This window comes from Xenorhabdus sp. BG5, from assembly GCF_015163665.1.
In the GTDB taxonomy this organism is placed as follows: domain Bacteria; phylum Pseudomonadota; class Gammaproteobacteria; order Enterobacterales; family Enterobacteriaceae; genus Xenorhabdus.
In genome coordinates, this window is the sequence record NZ_JADEUG010000002.1 from 95,106 (window position 1) to 117,945 (window position 22,840).

General features: G+C 43.5%; 23 protein-coding genes. 4 read left to right on the forward strand and 19 right to left on the reverse strand.

Translation table 11 applies throughout. The features are described 5' to 3' along the window. Nucleotides 1–28: 28 nt before the first annotated feature. From IQ209_RS02425 to yceD, 16 genes are all read right to left on the reverse strand, one after another. Nucleotides 29–904 (reverse strand): phosphotransferase, encoded by an 876-nt coding sequence (locus IQ209_RS02425; RefSeq protein ID WP_339378873.1) that lies wholly within the window; start codon nucleotides 902–904, stop codon nucleotides 29–31. Then, entirely contained in the window at nucleotides 888–1,457 is a 570-nt protein-coding gene (gene lpoB / locus IQ209_RS02430) for a penicillin-binding protein activator LpoB (RefSeq protein ID WP_193848659.1), read from the reverse strand. Before lpoB ends, IQ209_RS02425 begins: the two co-directional genes overlap by 17 nt. Before the next feature lie 53 nt (nucleotides 1,458–1,510). Then, the gene (gene hinT / locus IQ209_RS02435; protein ID WP_193848661.1) at nucleotides 1,511–1,861 is read right to left on the reverse strand and encodes a purine nucleoside phosphoramidase; all 351 of its coding nucleotides are present in this window, start codon (nucleotides 1,859–1,861) and stop codon (nucleotides 1,511–1,513) included. A gap of 50 nt (nucleotides 1,862–1,911) precedes the next feature. Next, nucleotides 1,912–2,697, reverse strand: a complete 786-nt coding sequence (locus tag IQ209_RS02440; protein WP_193848663.1) for a metal-dependent hydrolase — start codon at nucleotides 2,695–2,697, stop codon at nucleotides 1,912–1,914. A 22-nt stretch (nucleotides 2,698–2,719) separates the two neighbouring features. Next, a complete protein-coding gene (gene holB / locus IQ209_RS02445) occupies nucleotides 2,720–3,736 on the reverse strand; it encodes a DNA polymerase III subunit delta' (protein ID WP_193848665.1) in 1,017 nt (338 codons plus the stop codon). Beyond that, the gene (gene tmk, locus IQ209_RS02450) at nucleotides 3,729–4,361 is read right to left on the reverse strand and encodes a dTMP kinase (protein WP_193848667.1); all 633 of its coding nucleotides are present in this window, start codon (nucleotides 4,359–4,361) and stop codon (nucleotides 3,729–3,731) included. The genes holB and tmk overlap by 8 nt, the downstream gene beginning before the upstream one ends. Further along, the gene (gene mltG / locus IQ209_RS02455) at nucleotides 4,358–5,383 is read right to left on the reverse strand and encodes an endolytic transglycosylase MltG (protein WP_193848669.1); all 1,026 of its coding nucleotides are present in this window, start codon (nucleotides 5,381–5,383) and stop codon (nucleotides 4,358–4,360) included. The genes tmk and mltG overlap by 4 nt, the downstream gene beginning before the upstream one ends. A 40-nt stretch (nucleotides 5,384–5,423) precedes the next feature. Beyond that, entirely contained in the window at nucleotides 5,424–6,251 is an 828-nt protein-coding gene (gene pabC / locus IQ209_RS02460) for an aminodeoxychorismate lyase (protein WP_193848671.1), read from the reverse strand. A 68-nt stretch (nucleotides 6,252–6,319) separates the two neighbouring features. Beyond that, nucleotides 6,320–7,561: a beta-ketoacyl-ACP synthase II gene (fabF, locus tag IQ209_RS02465; protein WP_193848673.1), complete on the reverse strand. Its 1,242-nt coding sequence runs from the start codon at nucleotides 7,559–7,561 to the stop codon at nucleotides 6,320–6,322. A 74-nt stretch (nucleotides 7,562–7,635) separates the two neighbouring features. Then, a complete protein-coding gene (acpP, locus tag IQ209_RS02470) occupies nucleotides 7,636–7,872 on the reverse strand; it encodes an acyl carrier protein (protein ID WP_012989255.1) in 237 nt (78 codons plus the stop codon). A 150-nt stretch (nucleotides 7,873–8,022) separates the two neighbouring features. Further along, nucleotides 8,023–8,757 carry a 3-oxoacyl-ACP reductase FabG gene (fabG, locus tag IQ209_RS02475; RefSeq protein WP_193848675.1) on the reverse strand — a complete coding sequence of 245 codons (735 nt, stop codon included), beginning with the start codon at nucleotides 8,755–8,757 and terminating at the stop codon, nucleotides 8,023–8,025. An 11-nt stretch (nucleotides 8,758–8,768) separates the two neighbouring features. Continuing rightward, a complete protein-coding gene (fabD, locus tag IQ209_RS02480) occupies nucleotides 8,769–9,698 on the reverse strand; it encodes an ACP S-malonyltransferase (protein WP_193848677.1) in 930 nt (309 codons plus the stop codon). Nucleotides 9,699–9,716: 18 nt separating this feature from the next. After that, nucleotides 9,717–10,670: a beta-ketoacyl-ACP synthase III gene (locus tag IQ209_RS02485; protein ID WP_193848679.1), complete on the reverse strand. Its 954-nt coding sequence runs from the start codon at nucleotides 10,668–10,670 to the stop codon at nucleotides 9,717–9,719. A gap of 6 nt (nucleotides 10,671–10,676) precedes the next feature. Beyond that, nucleotides 10,677–11,729, reverse strand: a complete 1,053-nt coding sequence (gene plsX / locus IQ209_RS02490) for a phosphate acyltransferase PlsX (RefSeq protein ID WP_193848681.1) — start codon at nucleotides 11,727–11,729, stop codon at nucleotides 10,677–10,679. Between the two features lie 29 nt (nucleotides 11,730–11,758). Beyond that, nucleotides 11,759–11,929: a 50S ribosomal protein L32 gene (rpmF, locus tag IQ209_RS02495; RefSeq protein WP_004240653.1), complete on the reverse strand. Its 171-nt coding sequence runs from the start codon at nucleotides 11,927–11,929 to the stop codon at nucleotides 11,759–11,761. 12 nt (nucleotides 11,930–11,941) lie between these two features. Next, a complete protein-coding gene (yceD, locus tag IQ209_RS02500; protein ID WP_193848683.1) occupies nucleotides 11,942–12,466 on the reverse strand; it encodes a 23S rRNA accumulation protein YceD in 525 nt (174 codons plus the stop codon). A gap of 145 nt (nucleotides 12,467–12,611) precedes the next feature. Here yceD and IQ209_RS02505 point away from each other — a divergent pair, with 145 nt between their 5' ends. Continuing rightward, entirely contained in the window at nucleotides 12,612–13,205 is a 594-nt protein-coding gene (locus IQ209_RS02505; RefSeq protein ID WP_193848685.1) for a nucleoside triphosphate pyrophosphatase, read from the forward strand. On the opposite strand, the gene rluC is transcribed toward IQ209_RS02505, so the two are convergent. Continuing rightward, nucleotides 13,199–14,155 (reverse strand): 23S rRNA pseudouridine(955/2504/2580) synthase RluC, encoded by a 957-nt coding sequence (gene rluC, locus IQ209_RS02510; RefSeq protein WP_193848687.1) that lies wholly within the window; start codon nucleotides 14,153–14,155, stop codon nucleotides 13,199–13,201. The two genes, IQ209_RS02505 and rluC, sit on opposite strands and share 7 nt — an antisense overlap. Before the next feature lie 555 nt (nucleotides 14,156–14,710). On the opposite strand from rluC, the gene rne reads away from it, so the two are divergent. Together rne and IQ209_RS02520 are read left to right on the forward strand one after the other, a co-directional pair. Next, entirely contained in the window at nucleotides 14,711–17,953 is a 3,243-nt protein-coding gene (gene rne / locus IQ209_RS02515) for a ribonuclease E (RefSeq protein WP_193848688.1), read from the forward strand. Nucleotides 17,954–18,122: 169 nt separating this feature from the next. Beyond that, on the forward strand, nucleotides 18,123–18,755 hold the full coding sequence (locus IQ209_RS02520; RefSeq protein WP_193848690.1) for an SDR family oxidoreductase: 633 nt from the start codon (nucleotides 18,123–18,125) through the stop codon (nucleotides 18,753–18,755). Nucleotides 18,756–18,817: 62 nt separating this feature from the next. Here IQ209_RS02520 and tmaR read toward each other — a convergent pair whose 3' ends face one another. Then, complete coding sequence (gene tmaR / locus IQ209_RS02525) at nucleotides 18,818–19,138, reverse strand: PTS system regulator TmaR (RefSeq protein WP_074018717.1); 321 nt, start codon at nucleotides 19,136–19,138, stop codon at nucleotides 18,818–18,820. Between the two features lie 384 nt (nucleotides 19,139–19,522). Between tmaR and sbcB the strand changes: the two genes are divergently transcribed. Continuing rightward, complete coding sequence (sbcB, locus tag IQ209_RS02530; RefSeq protein ID WP_193848692.1) at nucleotides 19,523–20,953, forward strand: exodeoxyribonuclease I; 1,431 nt, start codon at nucleotides 19,523–19,525, stop codon at nucleotides 20,951–20,953. A 93-nt stretch (nucleotides 20,954–21,046) separates the two neighbouring features. On the opposite strand, the gene dld is transcribed toward sbcB, so the two are convergent. Beyond that, nucleotides 21,047–22,792 (reverse strand): D-lactate dehydrogenase, encoded by a 1,746-nt coding sequence (dld, locus tag IQ209_RS02535; protein WP_193848694.1) that lies wholly within the window; start codon nucleotides 22,790–22,792, stop codon nucleotides 21,047–21,049. Nucleotides 22,793–22,840 lie beyond the last annotated feature (48 nt).

The following is a 22,840-nucleotide window of genomic DNA, read 5'->3' on the forward strand; positions in this document are numbered from 1 at the left end:
CTTCTCTTTATATTGGTTATTAGATTCATTACGACAGGTTAAAAGCTTGGCGTAAGGGATGCGCCAACGATAAAAATTGTTGGTCTCTTGTCTGCTGCCAGCGCACTTCATACCACATTAACATCATATAACTGACCCACGGCTCCCATCGCTTAATTTGTTGCTGCAATAGGTGGATATCTGAATATCCTGATGCCTGAGTACAATAATAATCCAAAAAAGCTTTTTGCTGCGCCTCATCCCATTGATTTCCCTTGAATAGTACAGCCAGTGAAAAGCCAATATCGACATCCGCAGCGTACTCCCAATCAATCAATTTTAACCCTTTTTCAGTCATTAATAGATTATCAGAGTGAACATCCATATGAGCCGGAGCGATTTTTAGTGCGGTGGGTAATCGGGTTGCCATAAAAAATTTGTGCAGACGTAACCAACGAGGAGATAAGCGTTTTCTGTCAATCTGCTGCCACTGGACGGCAATTTGCTTTCTTAATTGCAGGGGATAACCCAGTGGGGAATGACTGTGAAGAATAGCAAGTGTTTGCGCCAGTCCTTGCTGCAAAATCGGCTGACTCAATGTATCTGGTGTGACTTTTGTTCCCATGATCCATTCAAGCAATAGCCAGGAACCGTGCATAGCCACGACTTTAGGCGCAATGCCTGTGGAAGATACACGTCGCAAGATCTGGTTTTCTCGTTGGCGATCTATGCCAAGCGTTCCATTATGCGGTGTTTGTGCGCGTCCAACCATCTGACATACTTCATTTGTCGTTGTATTAGCAATAGAGTAACTTCCCTGTGTCAAACCCGTTAATGACCTAATTTCCCAAGAGTCTGCGGGAATATCAGGCCATAACTGACACAACACCCTGAGCAAAACGTTGCCATTAGTTAACGTCACCACGGCCTGACCAGAGTATTTCGCCAGTTTTAACCAACATTAACTGCATCTCCAGGTCACGTTGACCACGATTATTGGAGACAACAGAATAGAGAACATAATCGGCATTTAAATAACGTGCCAATCCAATGGACTTGCTGCGCAATCCCAGGCTATCTTCCGATGATAATCCCAGCGCCTGTCTGGCTAAATGGACTTGAGATTTCGGTACAACCTGAAAAGTATGTTTATTGCTGATGACATTCGTGATCACATCTGTGGCTTTCAGGGTTCGTAATGAACCATTAGTGTTGTTCTTGACAGAATCAACCAACAGTAATTTTCCCGCTTCCACACCATTAGCATTAATCATCTGATCAATTAACGGCTGCACAATGCTATCCCAATTAATAGATTGAATTTTAGGCGGCTGGGGAACTTTTTCTGATGGTCCTACCGACGGTTCCGGTTTTTTCTCTGGCTCTACCGGTGTAACAGGAGCAGGCTGCTGTGTTTCTGGAGCAACACAACTCGCCAGCAACATTGCCGATAACATAACAAAGAGAATTTTTTTCATTAATCTACTCCAGTTACATCACTACTTTGTACCGATATACATAAATTAGGTTATTATTTGGCTAATAGCGGTCCCAATGGACGTCCACCCACTAAATGCATGTGGATATGGAAAACTTCCTGTCCAGAATGGCGATTACAGTTCATGATCAAGCGATAACCATCTTCTGCAATGCCTTCCTCTTTTGCTATTTTCGCTGCTACTGTAAATAGACGTCCCAACGCAAGTTCATGATCAGCGGTAACATCATTAACGGTTGGGATCAATATATTCGGTACGATCAAAATGTGGGTTGGTGCCTGCGGGGAAATGTCGCGAAATGCAGTGACCAAATCATCCTGATAAATAATATCAGAAGGAATTTCTCGACGGATGATTTTACTAAAAATAGTTTCTTCTGCCATTTTACTTCTCCTGTTTATTGTGAGGCCTAAAAACACCATGTGACACTAATTTAGTTTTCTTTAATATTGACATGAAATAGTTCACAAAAATTTCTTGTCGTCACCGCCGCCAATTCATCAATACTGACACCTTTCAACACTGCCATATACTCAGCAACATCACGTACATAAGCTGGCTGATTCTGTTTACCTCGATGGGGAACCGGTGCCAGATAAGGTGAATCAGTTTCCACCAGAATGCGATCGAGTGGCACAAATCTTGCCGCTTCACGGATCTGCTCGGCATTACGGAAGGTCACAATACCAGAAAAAGAGAGATAAAAACCCAAATCCAGCAAAGCCCTTGCCGTTTCTTTATCTTCTGTGAAACAGTGCAACACGCCGCCACAATCCTGGACTTTTTCTTCCCGCAAAACCATCAATGTATCGTCTCTTGCGTCACGGGTATGCACAATCACTGGCTTATTTAATTCACGGCCAATGCGAATATGTTGACGAAATGAAGTTCTCTGGAGTTCAGCATTTTCTTGCTGATAATAATAATCCAAGCCAGTTTCTCCCATTGCGACAACGTCTTCATCCGCAGCTAGCCGGGCAAGCTCTTCGAAATCGTAGCCCTCATCCAAATTCAATGGGTGGATGCCACAGGAATACGCGACGTTCTCCCGCTTACCAATCAATTCCTTCATTTGCCGGAAACCAGGCAACGTGGTTGCCACCGCCAGCATATATTTCACATCCCGTTCGGCCGCTTTCGCCACAACATCATCTACACTTTGGTGCAGCGTTTCATAATCAAGGCAATCGAGATGACAATGTGAATCAACTAAAAACATAATATGCTCATATCTAACTAAGTTATTGTGCAGGACAAAATTGCCTTTCCCAATTGAGTAATTGTTCCGTTAACAACAATTCCCGATTGACTCCCACCACAGATAATAATTGATGACGACAATACACCCAATCATCAACTGTCTTTAATAATGTTTCTACACTTTGGCTAGCAGCAAGATAATGAATCAGAGCCTGCTGATCTTGGTTAATACAGTAATTTTGCGCCTGCTGCTGCCATTTCACTGCATCGGATAATAAGCTGATCAACCAATGTAAAGATTGCTGCACATCATCACGATTCAGTAAGGGTAAAAGTGACAGGGTATCACATTTATGTAATGCCTGTTCAATCGCCTGGCAAAGTGAATTCCTCTGTTGCCATTTTTCAGTTTGGAGTAGTTGCTCCGCGGCTAATGGCGCTCCCTGAGAAAGTTTCAATGCTGTTTGTGCATCCAAAGAGGATATCGCTGGAAGCTGTTTTTGTAGCCAATAAAGCCCCGTCGAGATTTCAGGGACTGGAATAAAATAGTAAAAACAGCGGCTGCGTAGTGTTGCCAACAAATTTATAGGGCTTTGACATTGCAACAAAAAGTAGGTGTTTTGCGGCGGTTCTTCCAACGTTTTCAATAAGGCGTTAGAAGCAGCATCAGTCAGGGATTCTGCGGATGTGATCCAGGCAATTTTGGCTCCCCCTTGCTGAGAATATTCATAGAGCTTCTCGCTGAGCTGACGTACTGCATCTACCCCAATGACATTTTTTCCCTTTTCAGGCGCAAGAACATGCCAGTCAGAATGCGTTTCCGCCAACATCAAATGGCAGCCGTGGCATTCGCCACAGCTTTTAATGCCCTGTTTATTCTGACACATTAACCAACGACTCAAACCATATAATAATGCATCAGCGCCCATTCCTGCATGAGCATGAAGCAAAATAGCATGATGTCCGCGCCCTTGTTGGTGGAGTTCAACTAACTGACGGTATGCATGATTGAGCCACGGATACCAGTTCTTGTCTGAATTTCCTGTGCTTTTAGTCAATGTTTTTTAACCAGGCAAGTAAGGTATGGCGAATATCACCCTGCACTTTTTCCAGTGGTTGGGTTGCATCAATCTTTTTGATACTGTCATCTTTCGCCATAAGTTCGAGATATCTTGTACGGGTGCGGTGGAAGAAGTCTAAGGATTCCTTTTCAATCCGATCCAATTCACCGCGCTCAAGAGCACGTTGTAAGCCCACTTCTGGAAGTACATCAAGATAAAGGGTTAAATCTGGAGAAAAATCACCCAATGCAGCATTGCGTAGTGACGCCATCAAATGCTGATCGATACCTCGGCCTCCCCCCTGATAAGCCTGGGAAGAGAGATCATGACGATCACCAATGACCCACGTTCCCTTTGCTAAAGCTGGCTTAATAATATTTTCCACCAATTGAACTCTGGCAGCATATAACATTAATAATTCTGCTTTATCTGTCAGTGATTCTCCTTCAACCCCTTGTTTAATCAGCTCACGTAATTTTTCTGCTAACGGTGTCCCGCCAGGTTCACGGGTTAAAACCAAATCAGAAATACCCTGCTGCTTCAAGGTTTCAACCACTGTTTGGATTGCCGTTGTTTTTCCAGCACCCTCAAGCCCTTCAATTACAATAAATTTGCTACTCATTTATCCTGCTTTAACCTTTGGCGATAAAGACTTACTGCCTTATTATGTGCTACCAGATTGGTGGTGAATGTGTGCCCCCCATCGCCATTCGCCACAAAATATAAATATTCTGTGACAGCAGGATGTGCTGCGGCCTTAATTGAAGCCAAACCTGACATGGCGATAGGGGTTGGTGGCAACCCATCAATCATATACGTATTGTATGGTGTAAACGTGTTGAGATTGCTGCGAAAAATCGTACCCGTATATTTATCTCCCAATCCATAAATGACGGTTGGATCAGTTTGCAGTTTCATCTTTAACCGCAGACGATTCACGAATACAGAGGCAACTTTGGTTCGTTCAGATTCAATTGCTGTCTCTTTTTCAATAATAGAGGCCATGATCAACATTTCATAGGCACTGTTATATGGCAGATTCTTTTCCCTGCTTTCCCATTCCTGCCCGACGACTGTTTTCATTTTGTTATGGGCTCGTTTAAGCAACTCCACGTCACTCGTGCCGGCTGTATACAAATAGGTATCAGGATAAAACCAGCCTTCCAGTGACTCGCCCTCTTGCATGCCTAAAACGTCAAGCAGATCTTTCGGTGTCTTATTTTCTATTTCATGTTTTAAGTATGGCGCATTCTGCAATATTTTTACCCAATCAGAAAGGCGACTACCTTCAACAAAGCGAATGGTAAACTGAGTTTCTTTGCCACTGGCAAACAGTTGCAGGACAGACTGCAAAGACATACCCTTTTGCAAACGGTAAGTGCCAGCCTTAAACTTTGCCAGCTCTGGTTTAAAACGGAATAGCCATGGCAGTAATTGACTATCTTCAATTAATTTATACTGGGTCAGTAAAGCTTGCAGTCCAACACGTCCAGTTCCCGCTGGCACAGTCAATATAAGCTCTTGGCTAAGATTGATATCTTGATCAGCAAAGTTCTCTATTTTCTTCATAAAAGAAAAAAATACGATCACAGCGATTGCAATAAGCAAGCCGGGCAGAATGAAAATGCGCTTTTTTAGTTTCATCCGGTAATCACTTTTATTTGTGCTTCTGAATACTGACTCGCTAAGGTTTTAAACATTCAGGTAATAAATATTCATGCAACTCTCTTGATTGATATTTCCACGTCGGTTGATTTTTATGCGCTTGAATTTGACTTACTGGCAACACTGGCATCAAGGAATTACAGATAATCACTTCGTCTGCATAAGCTAAAGCTTCGGGATAGCGCATAACAAATGATAAGCTATAATCACTTTTCGCCAACAATTCGATGATCTTTTGTCGCATAACCCCTTCCACCCCACACTGGCTGAGGTCAGGCGTATAAACATTTTTTCCTTTTCGCCAAAAGATATTGGCAGTGCCGCATTCAACTAGTAAACCATCACTATCAAGTACCAGGGCTTCATCTGCTCCTGATTGTTCAATAAACCGTTTGATCAAAACCTGTTCCAAACGATTTAAGTGCTTAATACCCGCCAGATAGGGATTAATTCCCATTGGAATAGGGCTAAGAGCCAATAACACACCTTTTTGACGCTGAGTCACATATCGTTCAGGATATGAACTCAAAGACAAGATCTGGGTAGGCGAAATCGTGTCAGCAAAACTATAGCCACGGCCTCCCGTCCCTCTGGAAAGAATGACTTTCAAAACACCAGAATCACACCCTTTCACTACCTGTTTAATATGGTTCTCAAGTTGGAACCAATCCAGCGCTGGCATAAAGAGTTTTTCAACACCTTTCTGCAACCGTTTTATGTGCAAAGGTAGCAAAGCCGGTATCCCTTGCTCAACCCTTATTGTGGTAAAACAGCCGTCACCAAACTGCACCGCACGATCATTAACAGGTATATGATCGCACTGATTACCATTAATCCAATACGTCATGTTAACTTCTTATTTTTGATAAAAAAGCCCCAACAAATGTTGAGGCTTTTTGTAAACACAAAGTGATTTTAGATCTTGCGGAAAATCAATGACCCATTGGTGCCACCGAAACCAAAAGAGTTACACAATGCGTATTCCATTCCTTCAACGTTGCGTGCCTGGCCTGGAACTAAATCCAGACGGCAATTCTCATCCTGATTTTCCAAGTTAATGGTTGGAGGGATAATCTGATCACGCAGAGAAAGAATAGTGAAAATAGATTCAATCGCGCCTGCTGCACCCAACAAATGGCCTGTCATTGATTTGGTTGAACTCACTAACACTTTAGTGCCTTCACCAAAAACAGACTCCACTGCACGCGCTTCTGCAATATCACCCGCTGGTGTTGAAGTACCATGAGCATTGATGTAACCCACTTGCTCTGGTGAAATTCCTGCATCTTTCAGGGCATTTTGCATCGCTAAAGCCGCACCTGCACCATTTTGAGGCGGAGATGTCATGTGGTAAGCATCACTGCTCATGCCAAAGCCAATCACTTCAGCATAGATTTTTGCACCACGCTTTTTCGCATGCTCATACTCTTCAAGTACAACAATACCTGCCCCATCGCCCAGCACAAAACCATCACGATCTTTATCCCAGGGACGACTTGCACCTTGAGGATCATCATTACGCGTTGACAATGTACGTGCAGCACCAAATCCAGCAACGCCAAACTCTGTACTCGCTTTTTCTGCACCACCTGCCAACATAATATCAGCATCATTATAGGCAATAATGCGAGCTGCATGGCCGATATTATGTACGCCAGACGTACATGCTGTTGCAATGGAGATGCTCGGACCACGAAGACCATACAGGATACTCAAATGGCCCGCCACCATATTAATGATGGTCGAAGGTACAAAGAATGGGCTGACCTTACGAGGCCCTGCCGATAACAGCGTACTGTGATTTTCTTCGATCAGGCCCAACCCGCCAATACCAGAACCAATAGCAGCACCAAAGCGGCTAGCATTGGCTTCTGTTACTTCGATCCCTGCATCTTCAATAGCTTGTTTGCCCGCAGCAATACCATACTGAATAAAGAGATCCATCTTCCGTGCTTCTTTGCGCGAAATATTGAAATCTTCATGATTAAAATTCTTCACTAAACCTGCAAACTTCGTTGCATGGTTAGAGGTATCAAAATGTTCGATAAGGCCGATACCACTCTGTCCGGCACAAACAGCGTTCCAAGAAGACTCTACTGTATTGCCGACAGGAGATAACATGCCTAGTCCGGTCACGACTACTCGACGCTTAGACACGGTTATCCTCCAGGGAGGGAAAAAATTTGGGACGAAAAACATAGGCGGTCGAACGACCGCCTAGGTATGTGTGCTTATTTACCTGCGTTTTCAACGTAGTCAATAGCAGCTTGAACTGTAGTGATTTTTTCAGCTTCTTCGTCTGGGATCTCGATATCGAACTCTTCTTCCAGAGCCATTACCAGTTCAACTGTGTCAAGAGAATCAGCGCCCAAGTCATCAACAAATGAAGCTGTGTTCACAACTTCTTCCTCTTTAACACCCAGTTGTTCAACGATGATTTTCTTAACGCGTTCGTCGATAGTGCTCATACTATTAAATTTCCTATCAAAACTCGCTTTTGCGATGGTTTTCGTAGTTTATAAAATACAGGAAAAGATGCAACCAAATCCCGGCTGGTCGAACCACAATCAGCTTTTTTTGTATAAAAAATACATCAAAAACAGTGGGTTCGCTCATTTTTAGATCATGTACATGCCACCATTGACATGCAATGTTTCACCCGTAATGTAAGCGGCCTCGTCAGAAGCGAGAAACGCTACAGCACTGGCAATTTCCTTTGCATCACCAAGACGATTAGCAGGTATTCCAGCAGCAATGCCTGCACGTTGTTCGTCTGTCAACGCTCTGGTCATATCAGTTTCGATAAAACCAGGTGCAACAACGTTAACAGTGATGCCGCGGGAAGCGACTTCACGAGCCAATGATTTACTAAAACCAATCACTCCTGCTTTCGCTGCCGCGTAATTCGCCTGTCCCGCATTTCCCATCGTTCCAACAACAGAGCCAATGGAAATAATACGTCCATAACGTTTTTTCATCATAGAGCGCATTACTGCTTTTGACAGACGAAAAATCGAAGAAAGATTCGTGTCAATAATATCTTGCCACTCGTCATCTTTCATGCGCATCAACAAGTTATCACGAGTGATGCCTGCATTATTCACTAAAATGTCTATTTCACCAAATTCAGCACGAATATTCGATAGTGCATTTTCAATAGATTCTGAATCTGTGACATTTAGTACAAAACCTTTGCCTTTATCACTAAGGAAGGCACTGATTGCTTCAGCTCCCTTCTCACTGGTTGCGGTGCCAACAACACGTGCACCACGTTCAACCAATAATTCTGCAATCGCGCGACCTATGCCACGGCTCGCGCCAGTGACCAGCGCAATTTTTCCATCAAAGCTCATGTTTTCCCCAGTTATTTATTTAGAGCAACTGTGAGTGATGATACATCATTTACTGCTACAGCACTTAAAGTATCAACAATACGTTTCGTTAACCCAGTGAGTACTTTACCTGGTCCGATTTCCAACAATTGTTCAACCCCAAGCTCTGCAACATATTCAACTGATTCTGTCCAACGTACAGGATTATACAACTGACGAACCAACGCGTCTCGAATAGCATCAGCAGATTTTTCTACTTTTACATCGACGTTATTCACGACAGGAAATTGCGGCTGGTTAAACTCTATGTCTTGCAATGCAGCCGCCAGTTGCTCAGCAGCAGATTTCATCAGTGCACAATGCGAAGGCACACTAACGGATAATGGCAATGCTCGTTTTGCGCCCGCGGTCTTACATGCCGCTCCCGCACGCTCTACAGCCTCTTTTTCACCTGCGATAACCACCTGCCCAGGTGAATTAAAATTAACCGGTGAAACAATCTGACCTTGTGCTGACTCTTCACATGCCTTTGCAATGGATTCATTATCTAAACCGATAATGGCATACATTGCTCCCTGCCCTTCCGGTACAGCTTCCTGCATCAACTTCCCACGCAATTCAACAAGTTTAATGGCTTGCTGGAAATCAATCACTCCAGCACAAACCAGCGCAGAATATTCGCCAAGGCTATGACCTGCCATTATGGAAGGCACCTTACCGCCTTTCTCCTGCCATATACGCCAAATCGCTACTGAGGCTGCCAGCAATGCAGGTTGAGTTTTCCAGGTTTTATTCAGTTCTTCTACAGGTCCTTGCTGAACCAACGTCCATAAATCATATCCCAAAACCGCAGAAGCCTCTGCGAACGTTTGCTCAACCAGTGGAAATTCTGTGGCTAAATCAGCCAACATACCCAGAGATTGAGAGCCTTGACCGGGAAACACCATTGCAAAATCAGACATGTTTATTTTCCTGTTAAATTAAAAACGTACCAGCGCTGAGCCCCAGGTAAAGCCACCGCCAAATGCTTCAAGTAAAATAAGTTGGCCGCGTTGGATCCTTCCATCACGCACCGCTTCATCGAATGCTGTCGGAATAGATGCAGCCGAGGTGTTGCCATGACGATCCAAAGTCACAACCACCTTATCCATTGTCATATCTAATTTCTTGGCAGTTGCCGCAATGATACGCAAATTCGCCTGATGAGGTACTAACCAATCAAGCTGAGAGTGAGGCAGGTTATTAGCTTCTAAAGTTTCATCAACAATATTAGCTAATTCACGAACGGCAACTTTAAAGACTTCATTACCCGCCATAGTGACGTATTCTGGTGTATCACACTTTACCCGGCTTTGATAAGGCAAGGACAGTAAATCACCATAACGCCCATCAGCATGAAGATGAGTAGATAAGATGCCTAGTTCCTCTGAAGCCCCGACGACCATCGCTCCTGCTGCATCGCCGAAAAGAATAACTGTGCTGCGATCTTTAGGATCGACAACCCTTGAAATAATATCAGAACCAATCACCAGTGCATGTTTAGCCGCACCCGTTTTAATAAATTTATCGACAACACTCAACGCATAAGTAAAGCCAGCACATGCCGCTGCAACGTCAAAAGCCGCAATGCCTTGAATGCCCAGCAACTGCTGAATTTGGCAAGCTGCACTTGGAAAAGCGTGAGTTGAGCTTGTTGTAGCAACAACGATTAAGTCAATTTGTGCTTTATCAATGCCCGCCATTTCAATGGCCTTTTCAGCAGCCTTGAAACCCAAAATCGCAACATTTTCATCTTCAGCCGCAATACGGCGTTCACGAATGCCCGTCCGAGTGACAATCCACTCGTCAGACGTATCAACCATTTTTTCTAAATCTGCGTTAGCACGCACCTGCTCAGGCAAGTAACTGCCCGTACCTAAGATCTTTGTATACATTTATGTTTATTCACTCTTGGGTAATACTGCATCCAGCCGGGCAGCGATTCTGTCTGGAACCTGCTTCTCTGTAGCTTGAATGGCTTGATCAATAGCAGCCTTGAAAGCATGTTCATTGGCAGCACCGTGACTTTTTATGACGATGCCACGCAATCCTAATAACGTTGCTCCGTTATACTGGTCAGGGTTTAGATGGCCGAACCGTTTAGTTATCTGTCTTAGTAACCATTTTTTAACTATCTTCATCTTGAATAGCTTCATCAACCAAGATGATTTTTTCTGCTGGCCATCCGATGACTTTACCAGAGATAAGATCACTCTGATCGCACCTTCCATCGTCTTCAGCGTAACATTACCTGCGAAGCCGTCACACACGAGCACATCCGTTTTTCCCGTCAGTAACTCATTTCCTTCCACATACCCGATGTAATTAATCGTTGGGATATTACGCAAGGTTATAGCAGCTTCGCGGATATTATCCAGCCCTTTGGATTCCTCTTCCCCGATATTGAGTAACGCAACACGTGGATTATCCACACCAGCAACATACTCCGCCATCACAGCGCCCATAATCGCAAACTGAACTAACATGCTGCTATTACAATTAATATTAGCGCCTAAATCTAATACAACTGTCTTCTGTTGTTTTAGATTAGGTATCACTGTCATCAATGCAGGCCGTTCAATTCCTTCAATGGATTTCAGCATCAATTTAGCCAATCCCATCAAAGCACCTGTATTTCCCGCACTGACACAAGCCTGTGCTTTGCCCGACTTAACTAAGTCTAGTGCTATACGCATGGAAGTACCGTGACTGGAACGGATGGCCTGAGACGGCCTTGCATCGTTGGAAACGACATGTTCCGCAGGAACAATTTGCAAACGTCTAAGCAGCTCGGCATTTTGATTTGCAAGCAAAGGAAAGATGGTTTCGGGATTACCGACCAACAATAGCTTCAGTTGTGGATTAGATGCCAGTGCCTGCAATGCAGCAGGCACCGTAACGCGAGGACCAAAGTCCCCACCCATAGCATCTAACGCTAAGGTTAGATTAGCCAAGATATCAACTTGCTAATGATTAGCTGAAATTACTTGTTGATTACCTTGCGGCCACGGTAGTAGCCATCAGCAGTCACGTGATGACGCAGGTGAGTTTCACCAGAAGTTTTGTCTACAGAGACAAGTGTTGCAGACAGTGCGTCATGAGAACGACGCATACCACGCTTAGAACGAGTTGGTTTATTCTGTTGTACGGCCATTGACCTTACTCCTTAAGTACTTTTCTTTAAACTGGCTAATACGGCAAACGGGTTTGGTTTTTCTGCTTCAGGGGGCAGTGTACCAAACACCATGTCCGCGTCGGACACTTCACAGTGTTCAGAATCATGTACCGGAACCACCGGCAGAGATAGAATTATTTCATCTTCAATCATTGCCAGCAAATCTATTTCGCCAAATTCGTTAACGTTTATTGGCTCATACTCTTCCGGTAATGCCTCAGCCTGTTCATCATTGACGACCGGGCTAAAACAATACGTTGTGTGAACATGATGACTGAAATTACTGCCACAACGCTGACAGGCAAGCGTAACATCCACTTTGGAATGCCCTTTTACAACTGCCAGGCGCTGATTATCAATTTCAAATGATAATGAGCTATCTACATCACTATCCACACTGACCACGGTTTCTGCAAGACGAGAAACTTGCCCAGCAGAATAACTACCATGGTAATCCAATCTTTTCTGGGCTGTTCGAAGTGCATCGATGGTCAGGGGTAATTTTACCTTTTGCATAAGGCGCGCATATTATCTTTGTAATGAGACATAGTCAAAGAAAAAGGCCACACATCTGCGCCTTTCCGTCAAATATTCGCTTATTCAGCGGCGTATAGTTTAAAATGCCTGCAAATATTTCTCTACGTATTTTATGGAAAAAAAGATGCTTCCGATTATTTTATCGTCAACTTCCGAATATCGCCGCCTATTGCTAGAAAAGCTGGGATTACCTTTTACCTGCGCTTCTCCCAATATTGATGAAAGCCCGCTGGAAAACGAAGGTCCAAAACAATTGGTCACCCGGCTGTCACAGGCAAAAGCTCGCGCATTACAGCGGGAGTATTCTAGCCACCTCATTATAGCGTCAGATCAAGTTTGTGTTTTGGATGACAAGATTACCGGCAAACCCCATAATTTTGAGAATGCTTTCTTACAATTGAAAAAAGCCAGTGGAAAATGTGTCACTTTTTATACTGGCATTGCCTTATTCAATAGCAAAACAGAAGTGGTTGATTCTCGTTGCGAGTTATTCCATGTCTATTTCAGAGATCTGACAGAAACAGAAATTATTTATTATCTCAACAAAGAAAAACCCTTCAATTGCGCGGGTAGTTTTAAAAGCGAAGGCTTAGGAATTACATTATTCGAAAAACTTGACGGCAAAGATCCAAACACACTTATCGGCTTACCATTAATAACGTTGACAGAAATGCTTACCCGTCAGGGGATAAACCCGCTGACGGTATGTTCTCAGTGATTATTATGCCGCAATATTCTTAAACATTTCCGCAACCTATCATCCATTGGGGCTTCGAAACGCAGCGTTTCCCCCGTGGATGGATGGGTAAACTTTAATGAGCTGGCATGTAAAAACAATCGATTAAGTCCTGTTTCTGCCAGTTGGGCATCAAATGATCTGTCACCATAGCGATCATCAAACGCAATAGGATGACCGGCATGTAAAGTGTGCACGCGGATCTGGTGAGTTCGCCCTGTTACTGGGCTTGCTCGCACTAATGTCGCAAACGCATATCGTTCTTCAACTTTAAAACGTGTTTCAGATGGTTTGCCTTCTTTACTGACTTTAACCACCCTTTCCCCACTTTGCAGGCTGTTTTTCAACAAAGGGGCTTCGACGACTTTACAATGGGATTGCCATTGCCCACGCACTAGCGCCAAATAGTCTTTTTGCATCTGTTTCAAGCGTAATTGTTCATGCAATGCCCGCAATGCAGAACGTTTTTTCGCAATCAACAAAATACCGGATGTATCGCGATCAAGCCGATGCACCAGTTCAAGAAAACGTGCTTCAGGACGCAAAGCCCGCAATCCTTCTATCACGCCAAAACTCAGGCCACTGCCCCCATGTACTGCGGTTCCTGAGGGTTTGTTTATGACTAAAATATGGTCATCTTCATACAAGATACATTCCGCCAAAGCAGCAACCTTATCCAGTTTGACAGAGATAGGTGTTTCTTGTTTTTCTGCAACTCTAATCGGCGGGATCCTGATGACATCACCTGCTGTCAATTTATACTCAGGCTTGATTCTTCCTTTGTTGACTCGAACTTCACCTTTACGCAAGATCCGATAAATCAGGCTCTTAGGTACACCTTTTAAACGAGTCAGCAAAAAGTTATCAATTCGCTGACCGGCATATTCGTCATCAATCGTGACAAACTGTACAATTTGATTATCTGTTTTCATGGGCGAGATTCTAATAATCCAACAAACAGAGCGCCACTCATTTTTAACTATGTCTAAATAACAGCCATTTTTCCTACTTCATTGTTTCAGGTGACTTAGGATAAAGACTAAATATTAACAACTTATCACTATTTCCTAATAAAAAACCTGTAAAGCGACAAAGTCACCTTGCTATCACCCCAATAGCAATGGAATAATGCTTTCTGGCCACGGTTTACTAAACTATGAATGGCAAGATTGAAATTGTTTGTTATCTGTTTGATCGAGCAAAAACGCAGCAATGGCATAAGACGTAATGTTCGATCAAATAATTTATGGGCTGCGGGTGGCAGCTTACTGGATTGGGCAAAATCTGTACCTATTTATTACAGTGCCCCAATAAAGAGTACTGCGTTCAAATGAAATTCAGACTCGCCGAAAAATAGGCGCCTCTATACAAACGATAGCCGTGAGGCTGGCGGTTTTGTAAAAGACACGAGGTCATCGGTAACTAGTAGCTCGCCTCTTTTTTACTCGCAGCTCTATATTCATGTAAAAAATAATGAGTAAGTTAGAATGAAAAGAATGTTAATCAACGCAACCCAGCAGGAAGAGTTGCGTGTTGCCCTTGTTGATGGGCAACGTCTTTATGATTTGGATATTGAAAGCCCTGGACACGAGCAGAAAAAGGCAAATATATATAAAGGGAAAATTACTCGAATTGAACCTAGCCTGGAAGCTGCTTTTGTTGATTACGGAACGGAACGTCATGGTTTCTTACCCATAAAAGAAATTGCTCGCGAATATTTCCCAAGTAATTATCACTCACATGGCCGCCCTAATATTAAGGATATCCTTAAAGAAGGCCAGGAAGTCATCGTCCAGGTTGATAAAGAAGAACGAGGCAACAAAGGGGCAGCTTTAACAACCTTTATTAGTTTGGCTGGCAGCTATTTAGTCCTGATGCCAAATAACCCAAGAGCAGGCGGCATTTCTCGCCGCATTGAAGGTGATGATCGCATTGAATTAAAAGAGGCACTTTCTTCTCTGGAAATTCCAGACGGCATGGGGCTTATCGTTCGTACCGCAGGTGTAGGCAAATCAGCTGAAGCTTTGCAGGGAGATTTGAACTTCCGCCTGAAACATTGGGAAGCAATTAAAAAAGCCGCAGACAGTCATCCTGCTCCCTTCCTGATCCATCAGGAAAGCAATGTTATCGTGCGCGCATTCCGTGATTATCTGCGCCCAGACATTGGGGAAATCTTGATCGACAACCCTAAAATCCTTGATTTGGCACGCCAGCACATCACTGCCTTGGGACGCCCGGATTTTGCCAGTAAAATCAAACTGTACAGTGGTGAAGTTCCTCTGTTCAGCCATTATCAAATAGAATCGCAAATCGAATCGGCTTTCCAGCGTGAAGTTCGATTACCTTCCGGCGGTTCTGTGGTCATTGATACGACAGAAGCTTTAACGGCTATCGATATCAACTCATCCCGTTCAACTCGTGGTGGTGATATTGAAGAAACGGCATTTAACACCAACCTGGAAGCTGCTGATGAAATTGCACGTCAATTGCGTCTGCGTGACCTCGGTGGCCTAATTGTTATCGATTTCATTGATATGACTCCAGTACGTCATCAACGTGAAGTTGAAAATCGGCTGCGTGACGCTGTGCGACAAGATCGCGCTCGTATTCAAATTGGCCGAATTTCCCGCTTTGGCTTACTGGAAATGTCTCGCCAACGTTTAAGCCCATCTCTGGGTGAATCCAGCCACCATGTCTGTCCTCGTTGTAGCGGCACCGGCACTATTCGTGATAACGAATCGCTGTCTCTGTCAATTTTGCGTTTAATCGAAGAAGAAGCGCTGAAAGAAAACACACATCAGGTTCATGCCATTGTTCCTGTGCAGATCGCCTCTTACTTACTGAATGAAAAACGCCAGGCAGTCAGCGCCATTGAGCATCGCCAAGGGGGTGTGGGTGTTGTCATTGTTCCAAATGATCAAATGCAAACTCCACATTTCTCTGTCTTACGTGTACGTAAAGGCGAAGAAATTTCAACGTTGAGCTATTTGCTGCCACAACTGCATGAAGCGGAAATGATAAATACTCAGGACGATATTCAGCATGAACGCAAACGTCCAGAGCAACCAGCCATTTCAACTTTTGATCTGCCAGCAGAAGCAGAAACAGCACCGGCAACAGCAAAAGTAAAAACAAAAGAGAAAAAAGCAGTCACCAATAACCAGCAACAAACAGAAAAACCAGGTTTGTTCAGCCGATTCTTTAGTGCCCTGAAAAAAATGTTCAGTGGTGAAGAACAACAACAAACCCAAGAGCAGGGCAAAAAACCATCTGGCAATGATAATCGTCGCTCATCAGAACGTCGCAACCCACGCCGCCAGAATCAGCGTCGAGAAGGTGAAGCACGCAATAACCGTGAACGTGATGAACAACGCAAAGGCCGTAATGCCCAGCAGAAAAACAATGTTCAAGATAGCACTGTGCTGGATAATGAAGCTCGTGAAGCACAGCAACAACGCCGTGAACAACGTGCTGAACGTCAACGTCGTCGTCAGGAAGAAAAACGACAGCAGCAACTGGAAGCTAAGGCTCAGCAGACCATTAATCAACCTGACATTGTCGAAGAAGAAGTTGAAGAGCGTCAGCCAGTCATGCCTCGCCGTCAGCGCCGCCAGCTTGAACAAAAAGTACGTATCACTAACGAACTGAAACAAGAAACTAACATTGCGGCCTTACCCGCTGTAATGCCTGAATCTGTATCAGAAAACGCTCACAAAGAGACAAAAACGTCTGTACCAGCCGTTATTGATACTCATGTTGAAGCAGCTAACCAACCTGAAATGCCACAAAATGCAGATTCACAAAACTCTGCATCACAATCTGTTATTTCACAAAACAATGAGCAGCAAGACAACATAATGCCGCGTCGTTCCCGCCGTTCCCCACGTCACTTGCGTGTTAGCGGTCAGCGTCGCCGCCGCTACCGTGATGAACGCAATCTGACTCAATCGCCAGTACCATTGAGAATGGCCGTTGTATCGCCAGAACTGGCATCAGGCAAAGTGTGGGTTCGTTATCCTGTTACTCCTGTGACCATTACTGAACCTGAAATCCCTGCTTCTGTTGATATGATTAGCGAAACGGTTGAAGAAAAAACAATACCTGTACAACAGGAAAAAGTTATTCTGATGCCATCAATCACAGAATCAGCACCAACTACAATAGTGCCTCACGTCGAAATAGCAGAACGACAAGACAGCATCATTCATGATGACAATGCGAGACTTGCTATTGATAGCGTTTCCACCGTGACACCAGTAGGGCCGGAATTAGAAAGACCTAGCGTTTCGGAACCCGCAAGCGTGGAAGCTGTCATCAATCATGGTGAAAAACATTGGTCAGAAATTTTAGGGAATGAAGAATCACGTATTCTAGTATCACATGATGCTGAAAAAATGCGCCGCACGGTAGATCCCATCATTATGATGTCGATTGTTGAACAGGAACATCATGAAGAACAGCCAACTGTCGCAACGGAAATGTGCCCTAAGGCAGAGGAAGTTAAAACGGAAGAGAAAACAGTTGTTGAGCCTTCGATTATCGTGGAAAAAAATCATCACGCTTACTCCCCAATGACGAAGGCACCAGCACCAGATATGATAACCAATCCTGTGATTATCACTGAATGGCAACGCCCTGCTTATCCATTCAAAGGTAAAGGCGGTGCGGGCGGGCATTCTGCAACAAATATTGCAACTTCTGCTATGTCTAAACCACAACCATCCGAATAATTGGATACTGTAATTTGACCTAAATGGCTCCCCTAAATGGGAGCCATTTTTTTGCCTTCACCACAACAAAAACGAATTAACCTTATTCCTTTCAATCATCGATTCCAATAAACTTGGATGGTTATCATTATCATTTAAGGTAGTTAATTTTATGGAGAATTTCCCGTTGATGAAACCTTGGCTAATTTTTGGTGCCGGAAAAGGGGTTGGACGTCATTTGGTCACTATTGCACTAAAACAAAACCGTCCTGTCACAGCCTTAATTCGTAATGCACAACAAGCGGCGGAACTCAGCGCAGCAGGCGTTAATGTAATACACGGTGACGCTTGTGACAGAGAAAGTATAGAAAAAGCGATTGCACTGGCGGGAGAAAATTCCGTTGTTTTCTCAACGATTGGAGGAGGAAACGCAGATCACTACGGAAACATGGCAATAATAGATGCATTAGAACAAGCCCAAATTTCTCGCATGTTATTGGTAACATCCATTGGTTGTGGAGAAAGTTGGAAGACATTATCAGCACGGGCTAAGTCATTATTCGGGCAATCGGTCAGACACAAGTCATTGGCTGAAAGTTACCTGCAAACCAGCACATTGAATTTTACAATCATCCGCCCTGGTGGTCTTACTGATCAACCTGGCACTGGACATTGCAAACGTTATCAAGAGGAAGCTCATGGCATGGTAAGCCGAGAAGATGTAGCAAAACAATTAGCACAAATGGCCGAAGATGAACAAACTTACTATCAAACCTATGCTTTAATTGATCCTGAACTCAAACCTCATTGGAACTCAAATTAAAAAACAACCACGCCTTATGGCGTGGTTAAGTATAAACTATCACCTTTTCAAACAACTACAACTTACTTAACTCCACCATCCATTGCCTTAAGTTTTTTGGATAACTCACGGCGTTCTTTAGATAGCTCGGCATTTTTGATGATATATTCATCAACACGCTCTTCATAATCACTGCGCATATGGGCAATAATGCCTTGAATATCTTCAATCGACATTCCTGGCTTTATGTAATCACTCAGGTTATCAAGCAGGAGTACACGTTTTTGGTTATCTCGGATCTTTTTCTCATTGTCTACAATTTCGCGCTGTAATTTATTTTTGCGACGAAATATACGCACAAACTCCAGTACATTTTGGAATGTTGGTTTATTTGTGTTGTCCATTTTTCACACCTTTTTAATCAGACCGATAATTTCTTATGCTAACTACACAATACAATTTCAAGTGGCGCATAGACAAGTCAGTTTCGACAATTTATTGATACAAACGCCCTTTCAGATACATTTCTTCATCAAATTTCTTTTCCCATCCATCTGGTGAACAATAACCGCCATTGCCACGGTAAGTTTGAGCTTAGATAGCCATACGAACTACTTCGTCCAAATCTTGTTATGGTTTACCATGTATGACAACGTAATTTAACGTCATCGAAAATGATCGTTTTTAGTGTGAAAGCTCGCGATAGAGCCAGATAAATGTGACACCAATGGAAATGTAATTCATTGATTAGTAGTAATTAGATTGGCGATAACGGAGAATATACAACCTTGAATACCAGTAAAGAAAACCAAAATTTCTACTTTCATGATTATGAAACTTTTGGTAAGCATCCTGCTTTAGATCGCCCCGCACAATTTGCCGGAGTTCGCACTGACAGTGATTTCAATATCATTGAAGAACCTTTGGTGGTGTATTGTGCTCCCGCTGACGATTATCTTCCCGATCCTGAAGCTGTTATGATCACGGGCATTACCCCCCAGTTAGCATTAAAAAAAGGCGTTAATGAGGCCGAATTCGCCCGGCAAATCCATGAAGCATTCAGCAAACCCAATACATGTATTCTTGGGTATAACAACATTCGCTTTGATGACGAAGTCAGCCGTAATATTTTCTATCGTAACTTTTACGATCCTTATGCCTATAGCTGGCAAAAAGGCAACTCTCGCTGGGATTTACTCGACGTATTACGTGCCTGCTATGCCTTGCGTCCAGAAGGCATTGTCTGGCCGGACAATGAAGATGGGTTACCTAGCTTCAAATTAGAGCATCTGACAAAAGCCAATGGCGTTGAGCATACTCATGCCCATGATGCCATGTCTGATGTTTATGCCACTATCGCAATGGCAAAGCTGGTGAAAAAAGCTCAACCTAAATTGTTTGATTACTTTTTCCAGTTAAGAAATAAACAGAAAATCAGCAATCAAATTGATATCCCACAAATGAAACCCCTGGTTCATGTATCTGGCATGTTTGGAGTTCTGCGCAGCAATGTTAGCCTTGTCGCTCCTTTGGCGTGGCATCCGAGTAACCGTAATGCGGTGATCATGTGCGACCTGGCTGGCGATATCACCCCACTTTTAGAACTTAGCGCAAATGAATTACGCGAGCGCTTGTATACCCGACGGGACGAATTACAGCCAGATCAAAGCCCCGTTCCCATTAAACTCGTACACATTAATAAATGCCCAATCATTGCGCCAGAAAATACCTTGCGACCAGAAGATGCAGAGCGAGTAGGGTTAGATCGCAACCAATGTGAGCAAAATCTGGCTATCTTGCGCAATAATCCGCAAATCAGGGAGAAAGTCGTTGAACTGTTTTCTCATCCAGAAACGTTTCCAGAATCTGATAATGTCGATACTAAGCTCTATAGCGGCTTTTTCAGCGATGCCGATAAAACTGCAATGGAAATTATACGAGAAACGTCTCCCCAGAACTTGCCTGCCTTGGATTTAACATTCCAGGATGCGCGCATTAAGCCATTGTTATTCCGCTATCGTGCGAGAAATTACCCAGCGACATTGGATTATGACGAGCAACAGCGTTGGTTACGTCATCGGCAGGATACATTAACCCAGGAAAACATCAGCCAATATCTTGCAGCCATTGAAAAACTTTTTATTGAATATCAGTCTGATGAAGAAAAGTACCGCCAGTTAAAAGCATTGGTTGATTATGCAATCCAAATAGCCGGGTAAAACCTTTATACAATTACCCAATAAATAAAGAAAGAAAAAGGCAAACACCAAGGCTTTGTCTTTTTCTACTTTTTACTCCGTCTTCAAAGTAAACTAATCATGTGAATGCCCGGCAATTTGACAACCACACTCTCCGCCCCAATTTTTCAGCTTGGAGGTTTTCCCAATTCCCGGATTTAAGGTATTAGTTGGATCAATCGTTTGATAGAAATGCTTAAGCTGTGGCTTAGCTTTATACAAGTGACCGACGTTATGTTCGGCAGGGTATTCAGCGCCGCGCTGATGCAAAATTTCCAGCATTTTTGTTTTCAATGCATGGATATCTGTCCCCTTTTTAACAATATAGTCCTGGTGGAATACATAGCACATAAAGTGCCCGTAATATAGCCGATGGACTAATGCTTCATTGATTTCGGCTGGCAAAGTTTCAAGCCATTCTCGATCATTACGCCGCAAGGCAATATCCAATGCCAAAATATCTTCCACTTCATCGCTGTGAACAGCTTGGTAACAAATAGCGGCTCCTGCGGCTGCAAAACGATGTAAGAATGCCTTCGCCCCTTCTTCTTGAGTACACGCAAAATACGCTCCATCAGCCTGCTGGAAGTAATTTTCCAGCCATTCATTCGCTTCTTTTATACCTTCACCTGACATTTTCAGCATTAGGTGATGTTCAAAACGATTTCGGTATTCTTTCAGGCGAGTCGGTAAATGGGAAGGTAATAAACGACTCAATCCCTGCATGACACGATCTGTTAAATGTTCGGGTAAAAATGGCACCTTACCTAAAATAGCGTCCATTCGTCCTTTCAAATCAAAAAACATTGGCATTTTATCTGTGCCTAGTTTATCAATCATAATAAAGGTGTCTTTTCCATATATTTCTGCGATATCAAATATATCCCTATGCATATACTCGCCAGCGACTGGCAAATGCTGAAAATTCGATAGAATATGACGCCGCAATTCTGTCAGTACTTCGGGTTGGTTAGTGCCGATATAAAAAACCTGTGAAGATAGCTCTGCCGGAAAAGTATCAAGTCGAACAGCAAAGACAACCAATTTACCCGCACAACCAGAGGCTTCAAACAGCCTGCGCTCATCAGCATTAAACCTTGATGGTGTATCTGCATCAACATCCCGCACACGCTGCGAGTATTCATAATCAGAAGCGACCCCGCCACTATGCTGAATATCTTCGGTTCGATAACGTTGCTCTTCCAGACAAGTCAAGATATCTTCAGGTTGATCACCCAACGATATTCCCAGATGGTTAATCAGTTCAGCGTCTCCCTGCTCATTAACCCGGCCATATAGAGCCATTTCAGTATAAGCTGGCCCGCGCCGAACCAAAGAACCTCCTGAGTTATTGCAAATCCCCCCAATAACGGATGCACCAATACAGGACGAACCGATAACTGAGTGTGGTTCGCGTCCCAATGGTTTCAATACTTTTTCTAAATGCCACAATGTACTACCAGGAAATGCAATAACTTGGTTTGTTGATGGAAGAATCTGAATTTTATCCATTCGTAAGGTACTAATAATAATTATATCGCGATCATAATCATTGCCACTCGGTGTAGATCCTTCCGTTAATCCAGTATTTGCTGCCTGCATCAAAATAATTTTATCGGCCTCAACACAGGTTTTGAATACTCTCCACTGTTCTAATAATGATCCCGGAAATACAACGGCAAGGGCATCCCCTTGTCCAGAACGAAAGCCTTTACGGTAACGTTCCGTTTTTCGAGGTTCAGTGAGAATATGAGAAGATCCAACAATATTCGTGAGAGTGGCAATTAATCGCTGATTTGGGGGATTTTTGGCATCATTCATAATCGTTCTCTTACCTTACTTGAGCCAGACAGACAGGCTTTTAATGAA

Excerpts from the sequence above, each read along its gene's own strand:
- lpoB (WP_193848659.1), bottom strand. The coding sequence starts at position 1,457 with ATGAAAAAAATTCTCTTTGTTATGTTATCGGCAATGTTGCTGGCGAGT.
- hinT (WP_193848661.1), bottom strand. The coding sequence starts at position 1,861 with ATGGCAGAAGAAACTATTTTTAGTAAAATCATCCGTCGAGAAATTCCT.
- IQ209_RS02440 (WP_193848663.1), bottom strand. The coding sequence starts at position 2,697 with ATGTTTTTAGTTGATTCACATTGTCATCTCGATTGCCTTGATTATGAA.
- tmk (WP_193848667.1), bottom strand. The coding sequence starts at position 4,361 with ATGAGTAGCAAATTTATTGTAATTGAAGGGCTTGAGGGTGCTGGAAAA.
- mltG (WP_193848669.1), bottom strand. The coding sequence starts at position 5,383 with ATGAAACTAAAAAAGCGCATTTTCATTCTGCCCGGCTTGCTTATTGCA.
- pabC (WP_193848671.1), bottom strand. The coding sequence starts at position 6,251 with ATGACGTATTGGATTAATGGTAATCAGTGCGATCATATACCTGTTAAT.
- acpP (WP_012989255.1), bottom strand. The coding sequence starts at position 7,872 with ATGAGCACTATCGACGAACGCGTTAAGAAAATCATCGTTGAACAACTG.
- fabG (WP_193848675.1), bottom strand. The coding sequence starts at position 8,757 with ATGAGCTTTGATGGAAAAATTGCGCTGGTCACTGGCGCGAGCCGTGGC.
- fabD (WP_193848677.1), bottom strand. The coding sequence starts at position 9,698 with ATGTCTGATTTTGCAATGGTGTTTCCCGGTCAAGGCTCTCAATCTCTG.
- IQ209_RS02485 (WP_193848679.1), bottom strand. The coding sequence starts at position 10,670 with ATGTATACAAAGATCTTAGGTACGGGCAGTTACTTGCCTGAGCAGGTG.
- rpmF (WP_004240653.1), bottom strand. The coding sequence starts at position 11,929 with ATGGCCGTACAACAGAATAAACCAACTCGTTCTAAGCGTGGTATGCGT.
- yceD (WP_193848683.1), bottom strand. The coding sequence starts at position 12,466 with ATGCAAAAGGTAAAATTACCCCTGACCATCGATGCACTTCGAACAGCC.
- IQ209_RS02505 (WP_193848685.1), top strand. The coding sequence starts at position 12,612 with ATGCTTCCGATTATTTTATCGTCAACTTCCGAATATCGCCGCCTATTG.
- rluC (WP_193848687.1), bottom strand. The coding sequence starts at position 14,155 with ATGAAAACAGATAATCAAATTGTACAGTTTGTCACGATTGATGACGAA.
- rne (WP_193848688.1), top strand. The coding sequence starts at position 14,711 with ATGAAAAGAATGTTAATCAACGCAACCCAGCAGGAAGAGTTGCGTGTT.
- IQ209_RS02520 (WP_193848690.1), top strand. The coding sequence starts at position 18,123 with ATGAAACCTTGGCTAATTTTTGGTGCCGGAAAAGGGGTTGGACGTCAT.
- tmaR (WP_074018717.1), bottom strand. The coding sequence starts at position 19,138 with ATGGACAACACAAATAAACCAACATTCCAAAATGTACTGGAGTTTGTG.
- dld (WP_193848694.1), bottom strand. The coding sequence starts at position 22,792 with ATGAATGATGCCAAAAATCCCCCAAATCAGCGATTAATTGCCACTCTC.